The sequence below is a fragment of the Polaromonas sp. P1_A2 genome (genome assembly GCF_056406895.1).
The window spans coordinates 622,571-638,377 of the sequence record NZ_JBFTZI010000001.1 but is presented as its reverse complement, the minus strand read 5'-3'; the positions used below and the strand labels follow the sequence as shown (position 1 = coordinate 638,377).

General features: G+C 67.7%; 6 protein-coding genes. 3 read left to right on the top strand and 3 right to left on the bottom strand.

Going from position 1 to position 15,807, the window contains the following annotated elements; genetic code table 11:
* The first annotated feature begins 22 nt into the window (after positions 1 to 22).
* Positions 23 to 1,246: an MFS transporter gene (locus AC1D09_RS02970; protein ID WP_477700922.1), complete on the top strand. Its 1,224-nt coding sequence runs from the start codon at positions 23 to 25 to the stop codon at positions 1,244 to 1,246.
* A gap of 44 nt (positions 1,247 to 1,290) precedes the next feature.
* Here AC1D09_RS02970 and AC1D09_RS02965 read toward each other — a convergent pair whose 3' ends face one another.
* A complete protein-coding gene (locus AC1D09_RS02965; protein WP_477661345.1) occupies positions 1,291 to 1,677 on the bottom strand; it encodes a YkvA family protein in 387 nt (128 codons plus the stop codon).
* 279 nt (positions 1,678 to 1,956) lie between these two features.
* Here AC1D09_RS02965 and AC1D09_RS02960 point away from each other — a divergent pair, with 279 nt between their 5' ends.
* Both AC1D09_RS02960 and AC1D09_RS02955 read left to right on the top strand, forming a co-directional pair.
* The gene (locus tag AC1D09_RS02960; protein WP_477661346.1) at positions 1,957 to 2,298 is read left to right on the top strand and encodes a helix-turn-helix domain-containing protein; all 342 of its coding nucleotides are present in this window, start codon (positions 1,957 to 1,959) and stop codon (positions 2,296 to 2,298) included.
* 55 nt (positions 2,299 to 2,353) lie between these two features.
* Positions 2,354 to 3,697 (top strand): type II toxin-antitoxin system HipA family toxin, encoded by a 1,344-nt coding sequence (locus tag AC1D09_RS02955; protein WP_477661347.1) that lies wholly within the window; start codon positions 2,354 to 2,356, stop codon positions 3,695 to 3,697.
* A 15-nt stretch (positions 3,698 to 3,712) separates the two neighbouring features.
* Here AC1D09_RS02955 and AC1D09_RS02950 read toward each other — a convergent pair whose 3' ends face one another.
* Both AC1D09_RS02950 and AC1D09_RS02945 read right to left on the bottom strand, forming a co-directional pair.
* Complete coding sequence (locus AC1D09_RS02950) at positions 3,713 to 7,858, bottom strand: OmpA family protein (protein ID WP_477661348.1); 4,146 nt, start codon at positions 7,856 to 7,858, stop codon at positions 3,713 to 3,715.
* A complete protein-coding gene (locus AC1D09_RS02945; RefSeq protein ID WP_477700921.1) occupies positions 7,855 to 15,462 on the bottom strand; it encodes a DUF7933 domain-containing protein in 7,608 nt (2,535 codons plus the stop codon). The genes AC1D09_RS02950 and AC1D09_RS02945 overlap by 4 nt, the downstream gene beginning before the upstream one ends.
* Positions 15,463 to 15,807: the final 345 nt, after the last annotated feature.

Sequence of the window (15,807 nt, the reverse complement as noted above, 5' to 3'; positions counted from 1 at the left end):
GGCCTTGCGGACGCCAACGGCCGTGTTGAAATTCCAGCTCACAAGCCTGGATCGCCTGATTGCCGCCAAAGCGATACGGGGATTCGGCGACGGCTTTGTGAGCCTGTTGCTGCCGGTCTATTTGCTCAGCCTTGGCTTGACGCCCTTCCAGGTCGGGCTGATCGCGACCACGACCTTGCTGGGCTCCGGCATCCTGACCCTGCTGGTCGGCACGCATGCGGCGCACTACGACCACCGGCCCTTGCTGCTGGCCGCTTCGGCCTTGATGGTTTTCACGGGCCTGGGCGTGGCGTCGCTCAGCAGCTTCTGGCCGCTGATGCTGGTGGCCCTGGTGGGCACGCTGAATCCCTCGGGCGGCGATGTCAGCGTGTTTATGCCGGTGGAGCATGCGATGCTCGCGAACCATGTGGACGGCCCGTCCCGCACGGCGGTCTTTGCGCGCTACAGCCTGACGGGGACTTTGTGCGCGGCCTTCGGCTCGCTGGCGGCGGCCCTGCCCGCGCTGCTGGCGCCCACGGCGGGCATCACCCCACAAACCGCCATCCAGGGCATGTTCATCCTTTATGCCTTGCTGGCGCTGCTGATGGCCGCGCTGTACCGCGGCCTGCCGGCGCGGCCCGCGGCAGAGGCCCCGGCGCCCAAGTCCGCCCTGGGCCCTTCAAAAAAGCGGGTCTACCTGCTGGCCACGCTGTTCAGCCTGGATGCCTTTGGCGGCGGCTTTGTGGTGCAGTCGCTGGTGGCGCTGTGGCTGTACCAGCGCTTCGGCCTGTCGGTTGAGGTGGCCGGGACCATCTTCTTCTGGGCCGGCCTGCTGACCGCGTTTTCTTACCTTGTGGCGGCGCATATCGCCAGCCGCATCGGGCTGGTGAAGACCATGGTCTACACCCACCTGCCGTCCAGCCTGTGCCTGATCGCCATTCCTTTTTGCACGGAGCTCAGCCATGCCGTCGTCCTGTTGCTGGTCAGGAGCGCGCTGTCGCAGATGGATGTGCCCACGCGCAGCTCTTATGTGATGGCCATCGTGACGCCGCAGGAGCGGGCCGCCGCGGCCAGCGTGACCTCTGTGCCGCGCAGCCTGGCCGCGGCTGCCAGCCCCGCGCTGGCCGGCTACCTGCTGGGGGTCTCCACCTTCGGCTGGCCGCTGATGGTCGGCGGCGCATTAAAGATCATTTACGACATCCTGCTCCTGGCCATGTTCAGCCGGGTGCGGCCGCCCGAGGAAGTTTCCGGCGAGGAGCGCCGCTGAGCGTTCGCGGCCGAGGAGCCCGGGCGAAGCGGCGGCTCAAGACGTCAAGGCGCCAGCCAGACCCACAGGCCCCAGGCGGCGCAAATCCACACAAGGACCACCAATCCAGCGCCCCATAAGCTGCGCGGCCTGGCGCCTTCATTGGCCAGCCAGGCCTCGGCTTGCCGCCGGCAATCGGCGATGACCTCGGCAGGTGTCAAGGAGATGGCCAGCCAGATCAGGCCCGGCAGCAGGAGCAGGTCGTCCAGGTAGCCCAGCACCGGAATGAAGTCCGGGATCAGGTCTATGGGGCTCAGGGCATACGCCACGACAAAAAGACCCAGCGCCTTGGCATACCAGGGTGTGCGGGGATGTTGGCAGGCAAACCACAGCGTGACCCCGTCGCGCTTGAGCTTTCCGGCCCAGGCTCGCAAGGATTCCGACCATCTCATACGGGTCCTTCAAAAAATGCCTGGCCTGAGGCCGGGACCCCAGTATGCGGGATGGGCTATGGCCAGAGCGTCGACGACCATCGGGTGCGGCCCCACCCTCGCTCCGGACACCGCACAGCTCCATCAAGCCAATCACGCCGCATTTTGGAAAAAGATCGTTAAATCAATCATTAACTGAATAAAGCTTGATTTACCGAGCATAAGTTGACTGTGAATTTGTAGGCAGATAAAATGTTCGTTAAATCGATCTTTATAGTGATATTGAATGATTTAACGAACATGAAAGTACAACAGTCCGCAGTCCTCCGTCCACAGCTCGCGCAAGAGACGGCCCACCTCGGGCATCTTCTTGCGCGCCTGCGCCAGGCGCGCAAGGTCAAACAGGCCGATGCGGCGCTGCGCGCGGGCTTCTCGCGCAATACCGCCTACCGCCTGGAAAAGGGCGACCCGGGCCTGGCGATTGGGCAGGTGCTTCGCTACCTCGACGCCATCGCGCCCGGCACCACGCTGGCAGGTTTGTTGACGCAGGCCGACCCCGCGCTGGCCGCCCTGCAGGCCCGCGAATCGACAAAACGCGTTCGCGACCTGAGCGCGGCCGAGCTCAAGGACCTGGATTTCTGAACCCAGGCCCGCACCGGCAGCGCCTTTCATCTTCTTTATCCAGAGCAGAATTTTTATGGCGGCCAAAGACCTGAAGCTGATGACCTTCGCCTACCTGGGCGAAGCCTGGGCGCCTTGCGGGCAGCTCACGATGACCGAGCAGGGTTCCGATCTCCTGGCATCGCGCTTTGCCTACGGCCTGAAGTATCTGGCCCGTGGCGATGCCCTGGAGGTGGACCCGGTCAGCCTGGCCATCCGCGGGCCGGAGCCCGTCAAGGGCAAGCTACTGCTGCCGGTCAGCAATCTGGTGAGTTTCGGCGGCATACGCGACGCCGCGCCGGATTCCTGGGGGCGCCGGGTGATCGAGGCCAAGCTCAAGGTGCCCGCGAACAGCCTGGCCGAGTCGCAGTACCTGCTGCATGCGGGCAGCGAACGGGTAGGCGCGCTGGACATCCGCTCCGGCATGGCTGATGGGCCCACGAGCGCCGCCGGCGGCGTTCACGCGCTCGGCTACCTGATGGAGGCCGCGGAGCGCATCGAGGCGGGAGAGGACGTTCCCGCCAGGCTTGAACACATTTTTGAAGCCGGGACGGCACTCGGCGGTGCCCGGCCCAAAGCGTCTGTGCGTGATGAGGGCGGCGCCCTTTGGCTCGCGAAGTTCCAAAGCAAACATGACGCCTTCGACATCCCCGCGGTCGAATGTGCTTCGCTGGAGCTCGCGCGGGAGGCCGGCTTGAACGTGCCCCCCGTGGCCACGCGCCTTCTGGGCGGCCGCCGCATCATGATGATCCGGCGTTTCGACCGCTACTGGCTGGCACACGGAACACTGCCCACCGCCGCAACGGACTTGCTGCTGCCACCCGCCGACGGCCTGACCGAGCGCCGCATGGGTTTTGTGAGCGGCCTGACCCTGGTCGGATGTGACGAGACCGAGTCGCGAACAAAGTCCTACGCCGACCTGGCCGCCGCCGTGCGCCGGTATTGCCATCCGGACGTGATCCGCGCGGACAACGAAGAACTCTTCAAGCGCATGGTGTTCAACATCCTCGCCAGCAACGACGACGACCACCTGCGCAACCACGGCTTCCTGTGGGATCCCCGCCTGCCCGGCTGGCGGCTCAGTCCCCTGTACGACGTGCTGCCCCGGCCGAGCCACGCGACCGAGCGCCTTCTTCACCTGGGAGTCGGGCCCCAGGGTCGCCTCGCGACACTCGACAACGCGCTGGGCGGGCATCCGGCGTTCTCCTTGAGCCAGGCCCGCGCTTGCGACTTGATCGATGAGGTCTGGCGCGTCGTGCGGGAGTGGAAGGTGTCGTTCGCACGCTCAGGCGTTCCGGCAGACGACATGGCCAGGATCGCACCCGCGTTCAGGCACCTGGACGACATCAGCACGGCGGACACACGCAAGCTATTGCCTTGACGCGCCGCCCCACCCTCAATACGCCGCCAGCACGTTCAAGAACCACCCCCTGCTGCGGTAAGACAAGTCAGTCAGGTCGTCCGAGTACTTGGTGAAGTTGTAGCCCACACCCACTTTGACGCCCTTGCCGAGGTGCCGGTACACAGCCAGCAGCGCGCCGGCTTTGGCGTCTTGCGCTTCGGTGGCGCGCAGGTTGCGCAGCTCTACCATTGCGTCCCACTCCTTGACCAGGTGCAGGTCGGCGCGCAGGATCAGCAGGTCGGCGCGGCTGGAGAACCATTCGCCGCCGGCCACCGGGGACTTGAGCTCGCCGATGCGGAAGGCGTATTTGCCGCCTACCGACAGCCAGGGCTTGACGTCGTAAATCGTGTCGACCGAGAAGACCTGGCTGCGCTGCGCGTAGTCGGCGGCCTGGCCCGAGGGCGTGAGCTGGCCGGCGGTGGGCACGTTGTTGAGGTTGGTGTACTTGAACAAGGTGTTCCAGCGGTCATTGTCGACGGGGCGATACGCGCTGCCGAGCACAAACTCATGGTAGTTGCCGTCCACAAACGCGCCCTGGCTGTTGCTGGAGCGCGAGACGTTGAGCTTGCCGAGCAGGCGCCACGCCGGGTCCACCTGCAGGCCCACGGTGTTGCGCATCAGCCAGGTCGTGCGTTCGCCCGAGAGATTGCCTTTGTCGTGGCGCCACTCGATGTTGCCGCCGTATTTGAGGCCGTCTTTTTTGTAGCCGACCGAGCCGCCCAGCGCGCGGCGCTTGAGGTCACCGGCCAGCGGGTCGGACACGGTGCCGAACTCGACCTTGGCGCCAAAGTTCCAGCGGTCGTTGGGCGACCAGTCGGTGCCGAAGGCTTGCGTGAGGCTTTGCGGGCCCGCGCCGTTGACGGAGCGGCCTTCGCCGAAGACGCGCAGCTGGTCGGAGACGCGGGTGCTGGCGCCGGAGACCAGCGTGCCCTGGCGGCCGCGCCAGGCGACGTCGGGGCTTTCGGTTTCCACGGTATAGGCCAGGTAGGCATTGCTGCGGTCGGAGATGCGGTAGTCGGCGCCCAGCTTGCCGCCCACGCCCATGCTGCCATTGGAGGCTTCGCCGCTGAGCTTGACGCGCTCGCTGACCTGCAGCGCGCCGCCCAGGCCGACGCGGTTGTTGGGGTCGCGCGTGTCGTCGCGCTCCAGCGTGCCCTGCACGTAACCGTAGGCTTCCCAGTTTTCTTTTTCGCCGGGCTTGCCGCCTTCGCGGTCGGGGCGGTAGTCGGCGCGCAGCTGCGCATCGGTGCGGGAGCCGGTTTGCGAGAGCAAGGCGCTGGCATTGGGCGTGACCTTGGAGCGGTCGTCGGCGCGCACGCCGGCCGCGACTTCCCATTCGCTGCTGAGCGTCTGGCGCACGGCGAGCTCGGCGTTCTGGCTGTCCTGCAGGTCGCCCTCGCGCCTGTCGGCCTTGAGCAGCACGCGGGTGCCGGCGGCGACTTCGACGTCGGCCGACATGCCGGCCTGCTTGACGGCCTCGCCGCTGATGCCGATCTGACCGGGGGCGGAGTAGCCGCGGTCGCGGTTCTGAGCGTAAGCCGTGACCTTGCCCTTCATGCTGTCGGTCACCTCGGCCAGGTCCACCGAAGCTTCCAGGCGCTCGGCGCCGGCCGACTGGATGCCGCCGTTGTTCAGGGTGTTAAAGCCGAAGCCGCCGTCAATCGAGGTCTGCGCGCCGTTGCCCGGGCCCTTGGAGCGGGCCGCCTCGAACTTGAGCCAGGTGCCGGGTTTGTAGCGCAAGGTGCCGTCCACGCCCTTGAGCGTCTGGCTGGAGCCGGTCTCGCCCTGGTGGTAGGTGCTGGCGCCGAGCTGGACGTGGTCGTTCAGCCATTGGCTCGCGCGCAGGCCGGTCGAGAGGTTGTTGATGGCGGTGACGCCGGGCGCGAACTCGTAGGTCGTGACCAGGTAGACCGGCTGGCCGCCGACCGCCGAGGTCATGATCAGGCCCGCGCCGCCGCCGGTGGCGGACAGCGGCGACTGCAGCAGGATGCGGCCCTGCAGGTAGTTGATCTCGTAGTCCTGCGTGGGCGCAAGCTCGCGGCGCTCTATCACCATGCCGGAGTCCTTGTCGCGCACCTCTATCCAGACGCGCTCCGAGCCCTGGGTGATGTCCAGGTGGCGCAGGTAATAAATCGAGCCGCCGGTGCCGCGGAACTCCTCGCGCGAAGCCAGGGTGCCGGGGTCGGCCGCGAAGGCGTCGATCTGGGTTTGTTTCTCGCCGTAGGCCGTGGCCTCTTCCGAGCGGTAGCGCAGCTGTGCGCCGTAGAGGCCGCGCGAATACTGCATCAGCTCGGTGCCGCTCCAGGAGGTCTGGAAGTTGCCCCACATGATGTGCGAATCACCTTTTTGCAGCTTGACAAAAAACTTGCCCTGCGTGGGCGCGTCGTCCACCGTGGTGCTGTCGTCGCCGTAGACCGGGTAGTACAGGTTGGGGTCTATGCTGCGCAGCAAATACTTGGGGTCCTTGCTCGAAAAGTTGGAGAACAAGTCCTCGATGGGGCCTTCGCGCGTGTCGGCCGAGGCCGTGAGCAGCCACTCGCCCTTGATCTTGCCCTTGAGGTAAAACGCGGCGCGGCCGTCGACGTAGACCTTGTCTTCATAGTGGCTCAGGTCGCCGGTCACGAGCTTGGCGGGACCCGAGACATTGTTCTTGCCGACCGTCAGGTCGCCGAGCGCCAGGTAAAACCAGTCGTCGGCCGCGATGTTGAGGTTCCGGCGGAAGGTGCTGGCGCGGCCGTCGGCTTCCTTGAGCGTCACTTCGACCGACTGCGGGCCGGCCGGCATGATCTGCTTCATCGCGAACTTGCCTTGCGCGTCTATGGGCAGCTCCAGGCCCAGGGCTTCTATGCGCTGGCCGGGTTTAAGGTTTGTGCCGTTGACCGTGACCGTGCCGCCGCTGACCGGGATGTTGCGCAGGGCCAGGCTGTTCTCGCCATAACCCGTGAGGCGCTCGCGCTCCAGTTTGTCCTGGTCTTCATTGGCCGGCATGGCGCGCGCCAGCAGGTTCAGCTGCTTGAGGCTGGTTTCGTCAAAGCGGCCCTGCGCGTCGTAGACACGCAGCAGGTAAAACACCTGGTCGCCCGCGGTGTTGGCAGGCACCGTCCAGCGAGTCGCACCCGTCCAGCTGACGGGCACGATCTCAAACGGCTGCTCCTGGGTCTTTTGCCCAGGGCGGAAGAGGCGCAGCTCGGCCTTTTTGATCCACGGAATGTAGTTGGACCAGGCGCGGAACTCCACGGCCTCGCCCTTGACGGCCGTGGAGGGCGTGGCCCAGGCGTTCATCAGCGGCACGGCGGCCAGGCTGTCGTAGCGCACCTGGATGTCGGCCCGCTCGAGCGCGACGTCGGCGCAGCGCTGGCCGTCGGCCTCGTTGGGGATCTCGGCGGTGTTGATGGGCTCGCCGTCTATGGTGATGCGGAAAGGCACGGTCGACTGGCCGACCGATTGCGGCGTGCAGGGTGCCAGCGGAGCGGGCACGACCACAGGCGCCGCTGCCGGCGCCGCGGGCTGGAACCACACACGCAGCTCCACGCGGCGGTTGCGGCTCATGCCTTCGGGGGTCGCGTTGGACGCCAGCGGTTTGTTCTCGCCCTCGCCCTGTATGGAATAGCTGATGGCGGGGTTGCTCAGCAGCTGCTTGAGGTAGGCGGCCACGGCCAGCGCGCGCGCTTCAGACAGGCCCTGGTTGTCCTTGAAGATGCGTTTGGTGTCCGGCGCCAGGCGCTGGTTGTCGGTGTGGCCGACCACGGCAATGCGCATGCCGGCGGAGGCCGCGCCCTTGCTGCGGATTTCGCCGGCCAGCGATTCAATCGCGGCTTTGGCCGAAGGCGTGAGTTCAGCCTTGCCCGAGACAAACAGGCTGAGGCCGCCGGCTTCCTGGAGTGCCTTGTCGACTGAGGCAACCGCCTTGGGCGTCTGCGCCGCGCGGGCCTTCATGCCGGCCGCTTCTTCGCGTGTCACGCCCGAGGGCATGGGGTAGGCGATGTCGGGCTGCACTTCCGTCGGCGGTGGCGGCACGCTGAACAGGTCGATACGGCCGTTGTCGATTCGTTTGCCGCTGACTTCGGTCGCGGTCCAGGCCGGGGAGCCGGCGCAAAGCAGGCCGGCGGCGACGGCTATCGCATGTGTACGGAAATTCATTTCGCCGTCTCCAGCTCGGTTTCAATCATCAAGGGGTGCAGGGGTTCGCTGTCGGCGGCCTCATTCCCGTCGCTCTCTTTCTTCTTGCGCCTGGCCTTCCACAAGTCCTGTATTCGCTCGCTGATGGCGGCCACGCGTTTTTCGGCGAGGCCGGCCGCCTCTGCGCCGCGGCGGTAGGCGATGCGCAGCACGGAGGGCCGCGCGGCAAGCTGCTCGGGCAGCTTTTGCAGGGTGGCCAGATAGGCGGGCTGCAGTTCGGTGCCGTCGCCGTTGCCGGTGAAGGCCTCGCCCGAGAGCTCAAGCCGGACCACGCGGTGCACGGTGGCGCCGAAGTTGAGCTTGACCATCTTGCCGCGCGTGACGCGCACGTCGCGTGGGTTCTCGGTGGTCAGGCGATAACCGGAAGGCAGGGTGCGCTCATCCACCTTCATCACGAAGTTGGAGCCGCGGTCGGCATTCGGGATGGCCGCGCAGGCCACGTGGAAACGCCCGTCGTGGTCGCTGGTGACCAGCAGGCCGCGCGCCGTGGCGATGCGCACGTTGGCGATGCCGGGCTCGTCCTGGTCCTGGTAGCCGTTGGCGTTCTTGTCGTCGAAGACCTTGCCGATGATGTCGGAGCAGTCAAAGGTCGGGTCCGGCACCACACGCACGGCGGCCGTGGCGGTGTTGGAGACCTGCGCATTGACCAGGGCGTTGCGGGCCGCGACCTGGTTGATGTAAGTACCTTCGGACACACCGGTGCCGACCACCAGCAGCATGCGCCAGGTCTTGCGTTCACCGGCGGCGAACACCTGGTTGGCCCAGGTCAGGTTGCGGCCGCTGATGGTGGGCTCCAGCGCCGCGCCGTTGAGCGAGGCCGAGCCGGTGCGGTAACGGAAGCCCGCGGGGATCAGGTCCACCACGCTGATGTTGCCGAGCACGGCGTTCAGCGTGTTGGTGGCCGTGATGGTGTAGGGCACCAGGTCGCCGCGCACCACGTTGACCAGCGGCGTGCTTTTGGTCATCACGATGGCGCCGCCCAGAATCGGGTCCAGCGGGATGTGGTTGTTCAGCACATTGGCCGAGCCGGGAATCGCGGCAAAAGTAAACGTGAAGAAGTACTGCGTGGTGGCCGCGCCGCCCGCCAGGGCCAGCGTGCTGGTGGGGCAGGCCGCGGGGTTGTGCAGCGGCACGCCGGTGCCGGGCGCGAAGTTGCTGTTCTGCACCAGCGCCGGGTCCGGGCTGGGCGGGGCCAGGCCCACACCCAGAGTGGCCGTGCAGGCCGGGATCATGGCCGAGGGGCCCGGCAGGTAGCCGGCCGGCGAGGTCACGGTCAGCGTGTACAGGGTGCCGCCCACGGGTGCGCCGCCCAGCAGCAGGAACTGGTAGGCGCCGTCCGCGCCGGTGGTCTGCGTGAGGCTGCCGCCGATCACGTCGGCCGCCGTGAGGCCGGGCGCGGAGAGGGTCACCACGGCACCCGGCACGGGTTGCCGCGTCACAGCGTCGTAGACCACACCGCTGGGGTCCAGCGGCAGGCTTTGCGCCAGCGTGGTGGTGCCGGCGGCCAGGGTCAGGCCCTGCAGCGTGCCGTCGGTGTTGTTGGCGCCGGCGGGGTTCGAGTTCGCATTGACCGCGCCGTTGGTATAGGGCAAGCCCACTTCATTCGGGACCGGGCGGCCGTAGATGCGCCCGCTGGTCGGTTCGCGGAAACGGATCTGGTAGCCCGAGCCGGGCGCCACGCTCGGGAAGGCATAGGCGCCGCTCGCGTCGGAGGTGGTGGTGCCGACGACCACGCCGCCCAGCGTGAGCTCCACGATCCAGCCGGGCACCAGCGGCTCGCCGGGGTCCTTGATGCGGTCGTGGTTGAGGTCGCGCCACACCGTGCCGCGCACCGCGGCCACGTCGGAGATCACCGTGGGGTCGGTGGCGGTGTTGTTGCCGTTGAAGCCGGCGGGTTCATTGCCGCCGGAAACCACGGCCGTGTTCACCAGCACCTGGCCGGACAGGCCGGCGGCCACCGCCACGCGCACCGTGAAGACCGGCGCCGTGCCGCCCGCGGCGATCACGCTGTTGGTGGTGCAAGTCACCGTGGTGACGGCGCTGCTGCAGGACCAGGTGGCACCGCCGGCGACGGCGGCCACCGTCATGCCCGCAGGCAGGGTGTCGACCACCGTGATGGTGCCGGAGGTCGCGACCGTGCCGACGTTGGAGACGGTGATGGTGTAGAAGCCGGTGCTCGAGCCCTGCGCGAAGCTGACCGGCGAGTGGCTCTTGGCAATCGCCAGGTCGGGCGCGGCGCCGGGGATCTCGGCGAAATTGTTGTCGGCCGACACGGCGTTGGCGCTGGCCAGCGGAATCGCCGAGATGGACGAGACCGGGTTGGCCGGCAGGGTCGCCACGCCGCCGGTGCTGCCGGGGATGGTCTGGCCGTTGGTCGTGCCGGTTGCCTGCGGCAGCGGCTGCGTGACGGTGTAGTTGCCCTGGGCCAGGCCGGTGAAGCTGTAGCGCCCGTCGGCCGCCGTGGTGGTGGTCTTGGAGACGGCCAGGCCGTTGATGTCTGTGCCGGTCAGGTTGATGGTCTGCCCGCCTATGCCGTGGTCGCTGCCGTTGACCGCGCCGTTGTTGTCGTAATCCAGGAAAACCCGGCCGGAAATCGTTCCGCCGTTGGGCACTTCGGCGAAGTTGTTGCCGCTGGAGCTCGTGTTGGGCGGCAGCACGATGCTGCTGATGCGGCTCGGTGTGACGGCCGGCGTGGTGGCCGTGCCCGGCGTGCCGCCGTTGGGCACCGCGCCCGGGGTGGTGATGCCGTTGGAGGTGCCGGCAGGCTGGGTGGGTTCCACCACGGTGTAGGTGCCGGGCAGCAGACCGGCGAAGCTGTAGCCGCCCGCGGCGTCGGTGACCGTGGTTGCCATCAGCGCATTGGTGCCGGCATCGCGCAGCTCAACGGTCACGCCGGACAGCGGGTCGTCCGCGCCGTCCTGCACACCGTTGTTGTTGACGTCCTTGAAGACCTTGCCGCTGATGGACGAAGGCACGACTTCCGCGAAGTTGTTGCCGGCCGAACCCGAGATCTCGCCGCCCGCACCGTTGCCGTTGAGCGTGATGTTGGTGATCTGGCTGCTGCTGATGGTCGGGTTGGAGGCGGTGCCGGCCGTGCCGGTGCTGCCGTTGATGCCGCTGATGGTGCCGGCCGTGGTGATGCCGTTGGTGGTGCCCGAGGGCTGCGTGGGCTGGCACACCGAGTAGCTGCCGGCCGCCAGGGACGAGAACAGGTAGTTGCCCAGCGCGTCGGTCGTGCCGGTCGTCACCAGGGCGCCGCTGCAGTTCGCGCCGCTGCGCAGTTCAATGTTCACGCCGGCGATCGGCGTGTCGGTGCCGTTCTGGAAGGTGCCGTTGGGCGTGGGGTTGTTGTCCTTGAAGACCTTGCCCGAGATATAGCCCAGGGTGCTGATGGTCAGCGGCGCGTTGGCGGGCGACTGGTTGCTGCCCAGGTTGGTCTGCAGCGCGCCGGCCGGAATGTTGTTGGTGTGCACGCCGGCGGTGAGGCCGGTCACATTGACGTCAATCGTGCAGCCGCCCGCGGGAACGGTGCCGCCGCTGTTCAGGCGCACGCTGGTGGCATTGGCCGCGGCCACCACGGTGCCGCCGCAGGTGGTCGCCATGGCGGGCGTGGCGGTCAGCTGGATCTGGCCGGGCGCGGTGGGCAGCACGTCGTCGAAGTTCGCGCTCAGCGTCATCGCGCTGCTGTTGCTGTTGCCCAGGACGATGCTCAGGCGCGACACGCCGCCCGGCGGGATCACGGCCGGCGTGAACTGCTTGCCGACGGTGGGCGGGGTGGAGACGATCAGCTGCGCGCTGGTGGGCTCCTCGTTGCTCACGCCTTCATTGGTCGTGATGCTGGCGGTGGGAACGGTGTTGGTGTAAACGCCCGAGATGTTGCTGAGCACGTTGACCGTGACCGTGCAGGAGCCCGCGGCCGCCAGCGTCGCGCCGGTCAGGCGCACGCTGGTCGCCGAGGCGGCCGCGACGACGGTGCCGCCCGCGCAGGTGGTGGCCGCCGCCGGCGTGGGCGCGACCACCAGGCCCGCGGGCAAGGTGTCGGTCAGCACCAGGCCGGTCAGGGCCGTGTTGTTGGGGTTGTCAAAACGCAGGGTCAGCACGGCCGGCGCGCCGGGTGCCTTGCTGTCGGAACCGGTGGTGAAGCCGACCGGGTTGCCCGCGTCCAGCGTGCGGGCGCTGAAGGCCTTGTGCACGACGACCGGCGATTTGGCGCGCAGCGTGTCGCTGGTGGGCTGGGTGTTGGACAGCGGGTTGCCGCCGGCGCTGGCGGTCAGCGCGTTGGTGGGAATGGTGTTGACGTAGTCGCCCTGGGCCGCGGCCAGCACGTCGATCTCGGCCTGGCAGCTCGCCGGCACGTTGCCGGACGCGGCGGGAATGGTGCCGCCGGACACCTGCACGCTGTTGACGGTCGAGGACACGGTCGCGCCCTGGCAGGTCGTCGTCGGGTTGGCGCCGCTGGGCACGGTCACGCCGGCCGGCAGGGTGTCGGTCACGGCCAGCGCGCTGACGGGCTGCGACAGCGGGTTGTAAAAGGTGATGCGCAGGCGCGAACGCTGGCCGGGCTTGACCACATTGGGCGTGAACTGCTTGACCAGGCCGATGTTGGTGCTGATGGCCAGGCTGGTGGTGGCCGGGTTGTTGTTGCTGAGGTTCTGGTCGGTCGTGATGGCGCCGGCCGGAATGGTGTTGGTGTTGCCGCCGGTCACGGTGGAGGTCACGTTGACGCTGAGCTGGCAGCTGGCGTTGGCCGCGAGCGCGGCGCCGGCCAGGCTGACCTGGCGGGTGTTCGCCACCGCGCTCACCACACCACCTGGGCAGGTGGTGCTGGGCGCGGGGTTGGGTGTGAGTACCCAGCCGTTGTTGGTGCCGCCTGCCGTGCCGCCCACGGTGAAGTAGTCGGTGAAGCTCAGGTTGGTGACAGCCTGCGAGCCGTTGGCGATGTTGATGGTCAGGCGGCTGACCTCGCCCGGAAAGGTCAGCGAGCTGATGGAGGTGGCCTTGCTGATGGCGATCCCGTTGGGCGGGGTGAACAGCAAGGTGGCGCTGACCGGGGCGACGTTGCGCACACCGCCGTCGGCCAGGATGGAGTCGGGCGGGATGGTGTTGACCCAGTTGGCCGCGCCGGTGGCCACTACGTCGAACAGCAAGGCGCAGTTGCCGCTGCCGGCAACGCTGGCGCCCGTCATGGAAATGCTGCTGGCGCCGGCAGCGCCCGTGATGGAGGTCGCGCCGGCGCAAGTGGTATGCGCATTGGTCGGGCTGGCCAGCACCATGCCGGCCGGCAGCGGGTCGGTCACGCTGACATTGGTCAGGGCCAGCGCGCTGGTGTTGAGCAACTGCACCGTGACGGTGGAGCGGCCGCCCGTGGACACGCTGGCCGGGTTGAAGCTCTTGCTGGCGCTCAGGGCCGAGGTGTAGGTCAGCGTCGCCGTGTTGGTGGTCACGGGGGTGAGCGTTTGGGTCGTGCCGTTGCCGAAGGTCTGCGTGCCGCCCACGGTGGCGGTGTTGGGGTAGACGCCGGCCGGGCCGACCACGTCGACCTGCAGCACGCAGCTGCCATCGGCGCCCAGGCCGTTGCCGGCGCGCGCGGGCACGGTGCCGCCGTTCAGGCCCACCGAGGTGGCGCCGGCGACCGCGGTGATGACCGGGCTGCCGCAGGTGCTGGCCGCGTTGGCCGGGTTGGCGATACGCAGCTGCCCGCCGCCGCTGTTGGCCAGCTGCAGCGTGTCGGAGATCGACACGTTGGTCAGCGGGTTCGCCGACTTGTTCGTCAGCGTGATGGTCATGCGGACGATGGTGCCTTCGGCGAAAGTGCTGACGCCGGGGGACGATTGCGCGAAGGCCTTGCTGGCCGCCATCACGGCGGCGTTGGTCGTCACGCTGGTCGAGTTGGAAGCGCCGCCGTTGCAGGTCGCGCCGGCGTTGTAGCAGACGCCGCCCGCTGCGATGGTGTTGGCAGAGGAAGCCACCGCCGTGCTGGAGGCCATGGCCCACATCGTGATCACGCAGGCGCCGGGCACGCTGGGGCTGGCGCGGGCCGGCAGGGTGTCGACCGTGAGCACCGCCGTGCTGCTGCCGACGGCGCTCGCTGAATTGACGTTGCCGCAGGCCGCGGTGACGGTCGGCGTGTAGTTGATGCCGCCAATGGTGCCGGTCAGAAAAGTTTGGCCGTTGCTGAAGTTGTCGGTGACCGTGACGTTGTTGATCGCGGCCGCGCCGTAGTTCTGCACCGTGACCTGGTACTGGATGGGGTTGCCGGGCGCGACCGGGCTGGCCGGCAGCGCCGACTTGAGCACGCGCAGGTCGTCGGCCACCAGGATGGTGGCCGAGGCGCTCTGGCTCTTGATGGCCGCGTTGCCGACATCGACCGCGCCTTGCGGGATGTTGTTGGTGTAGGTCACCGGAACGCCGGAGGCCTGCACAAAGCCGTCGTAGTTGACGGTGACCGTGCAGCTGCCGTTGGCGGGAATGGTGCCGCCGGTGAGTCGAACGCCCTTGTTGCTGTTGATGGCGGCGGCCGCGCCGCCGGCGCAGCTGGTGGAGGCCGAAGTCACGTTCAGGCCGGTCGCCGGGTTGACGCCGCCCAGGCCGTCGATGGGGCTGTCGTCGAAAGTTGTGACGGTGAGCGGCGTGTTGCCGCTGTTGGTCAGCGTGATGGTCAGGCTGCCGGAGGAGCCGCTGGACAGCGAGCTGCCGGAGAAAGCCTTGGCCACGCTGAGCGGCGACCTGACGGTGATGTTGGCCTGCGCATTGGCCTGCGCGGGAATGCCCAGCGAATTGCTGAAGTCGCTGCTGCGGTTGATCAGGTTGCTCTGGGCGTTGGTGGTGTACTGGCCGTTGGTCTGCGACGCTTCCACCGCGACCACAAAGCTGCAGCTGCCGTTGGCGGGAATGTCGCCGGTGCCGGTCACGCTGGTGGCGCCGGCCAGCGGGGCCGGGTTGAAGGCGGGCGCGGGCCCGCTGGTGCAGCTGGCGCTGGCGCCGGGCACGGCCGCGACGCTGATGATGGCGCTGCCGCCCAGCTGCGGGAAGTTGTCGGTGATGCTGAAGCCTTCGATGGCCACCGGGTTCGGGTTGGTCAGCGTGATGGTGAGCGAGGTGGTCGCGCCGCCCAGCACCAGGGTGGAACTGCCGAAGGCCTTGGAGATTTGCGGCTGCTGCAGCGCGCGGATGTTGAAGGTCTGCGAGACGTCGCCGCTGTTGCTGCCGGCGCTGCTGGTCACCGCGCCGTTGAGGATCTGGTAAGCGTAAGAGGTCGCGTTGCCGGTCGAGCTGCCGGCGGTGACCGGGATGTCGATCACGCACTGGCCGTCGATGCCGCCGGCGGCGGCCGGAATGCCGCCGCCCGTGAGGCTCAGCGCTTGCGTTCCCAGCGCCGCGGTGAACGCGCCGCCGCAGCCGTTGGTGGCTGCGCCCGCCACCTTCAGGCCGTTGGGCAAAAGGCCCGGCAGGCTGTTGCTGAAGGCCACGTTGGTGGCGGGAACCGGGTCGCTGTTGGACAGCGCAATGCGCAAAGTGGCGATTTCACCCGGGTAAATGCCCTGTGCCGGGATGATGGCCGTCACCGAGGCTGTCAGGGCAAAAGCGGCCGCCGGCAGCAGCCCCAGACCGAGCAGAACGGACGCCGGGCGGACCAGGGAAACCGGGTTCGGCAGCTTGCATACAAGTTTCGCGCAGCGTCGGAAATGTTCGAGCATAGTTGTGACAGGAAGTAAAAGGTACTAGCGCGGCGGATCATATGGGGCCTCCCGGAAACAAAGGGTAAATCCTTGTTTACACTTACTAATTACCAACAGTCGAGGGGTGCAGGGGGTGGTCAGGCAGTTGTCAGACCACTAAACTCGGTTCGCCGAAGACGGCACAATATGTAACTACAGGTAACAAGCCTGTCCGACCCGATCCCCTGAACC

What these genes read in the sequence shown, in the direction of transcription:
- AC1D09_RS02960 (WP_477661346.1), top strand. Translation starts at nt 1,957, where the DNA reads ATGAAAGTACAACAGTCCGCAGTCCTCCGTCCACAGCTCGCGCAAGAG.
- AC1D09_RS02955 (WP_477661347.1), top strand. Translation starts at nt 2,354, where the DNA reads ATGGCGGCCAAAGACCTGAAGCTGATGACCTTCGCCTACCTGGGCGAA.
- AC1D09_RS02950 (WP_477661348.1), bottom strand. Translation starts at nt 7,858, where the DNA reads ATGAATTTCCGTACACATGCGATAGCCGTCGCCGCCGGCCTGCTTTGC.
- AC1D09_RS02965 (WP_477661345.1), bottom strand. Translation starts at nt 1,677, where the DNA reads ATGAGATGGTCGGAATCCTTGCGAGCCTGGGCCGGAAAGCTCAAGCGC.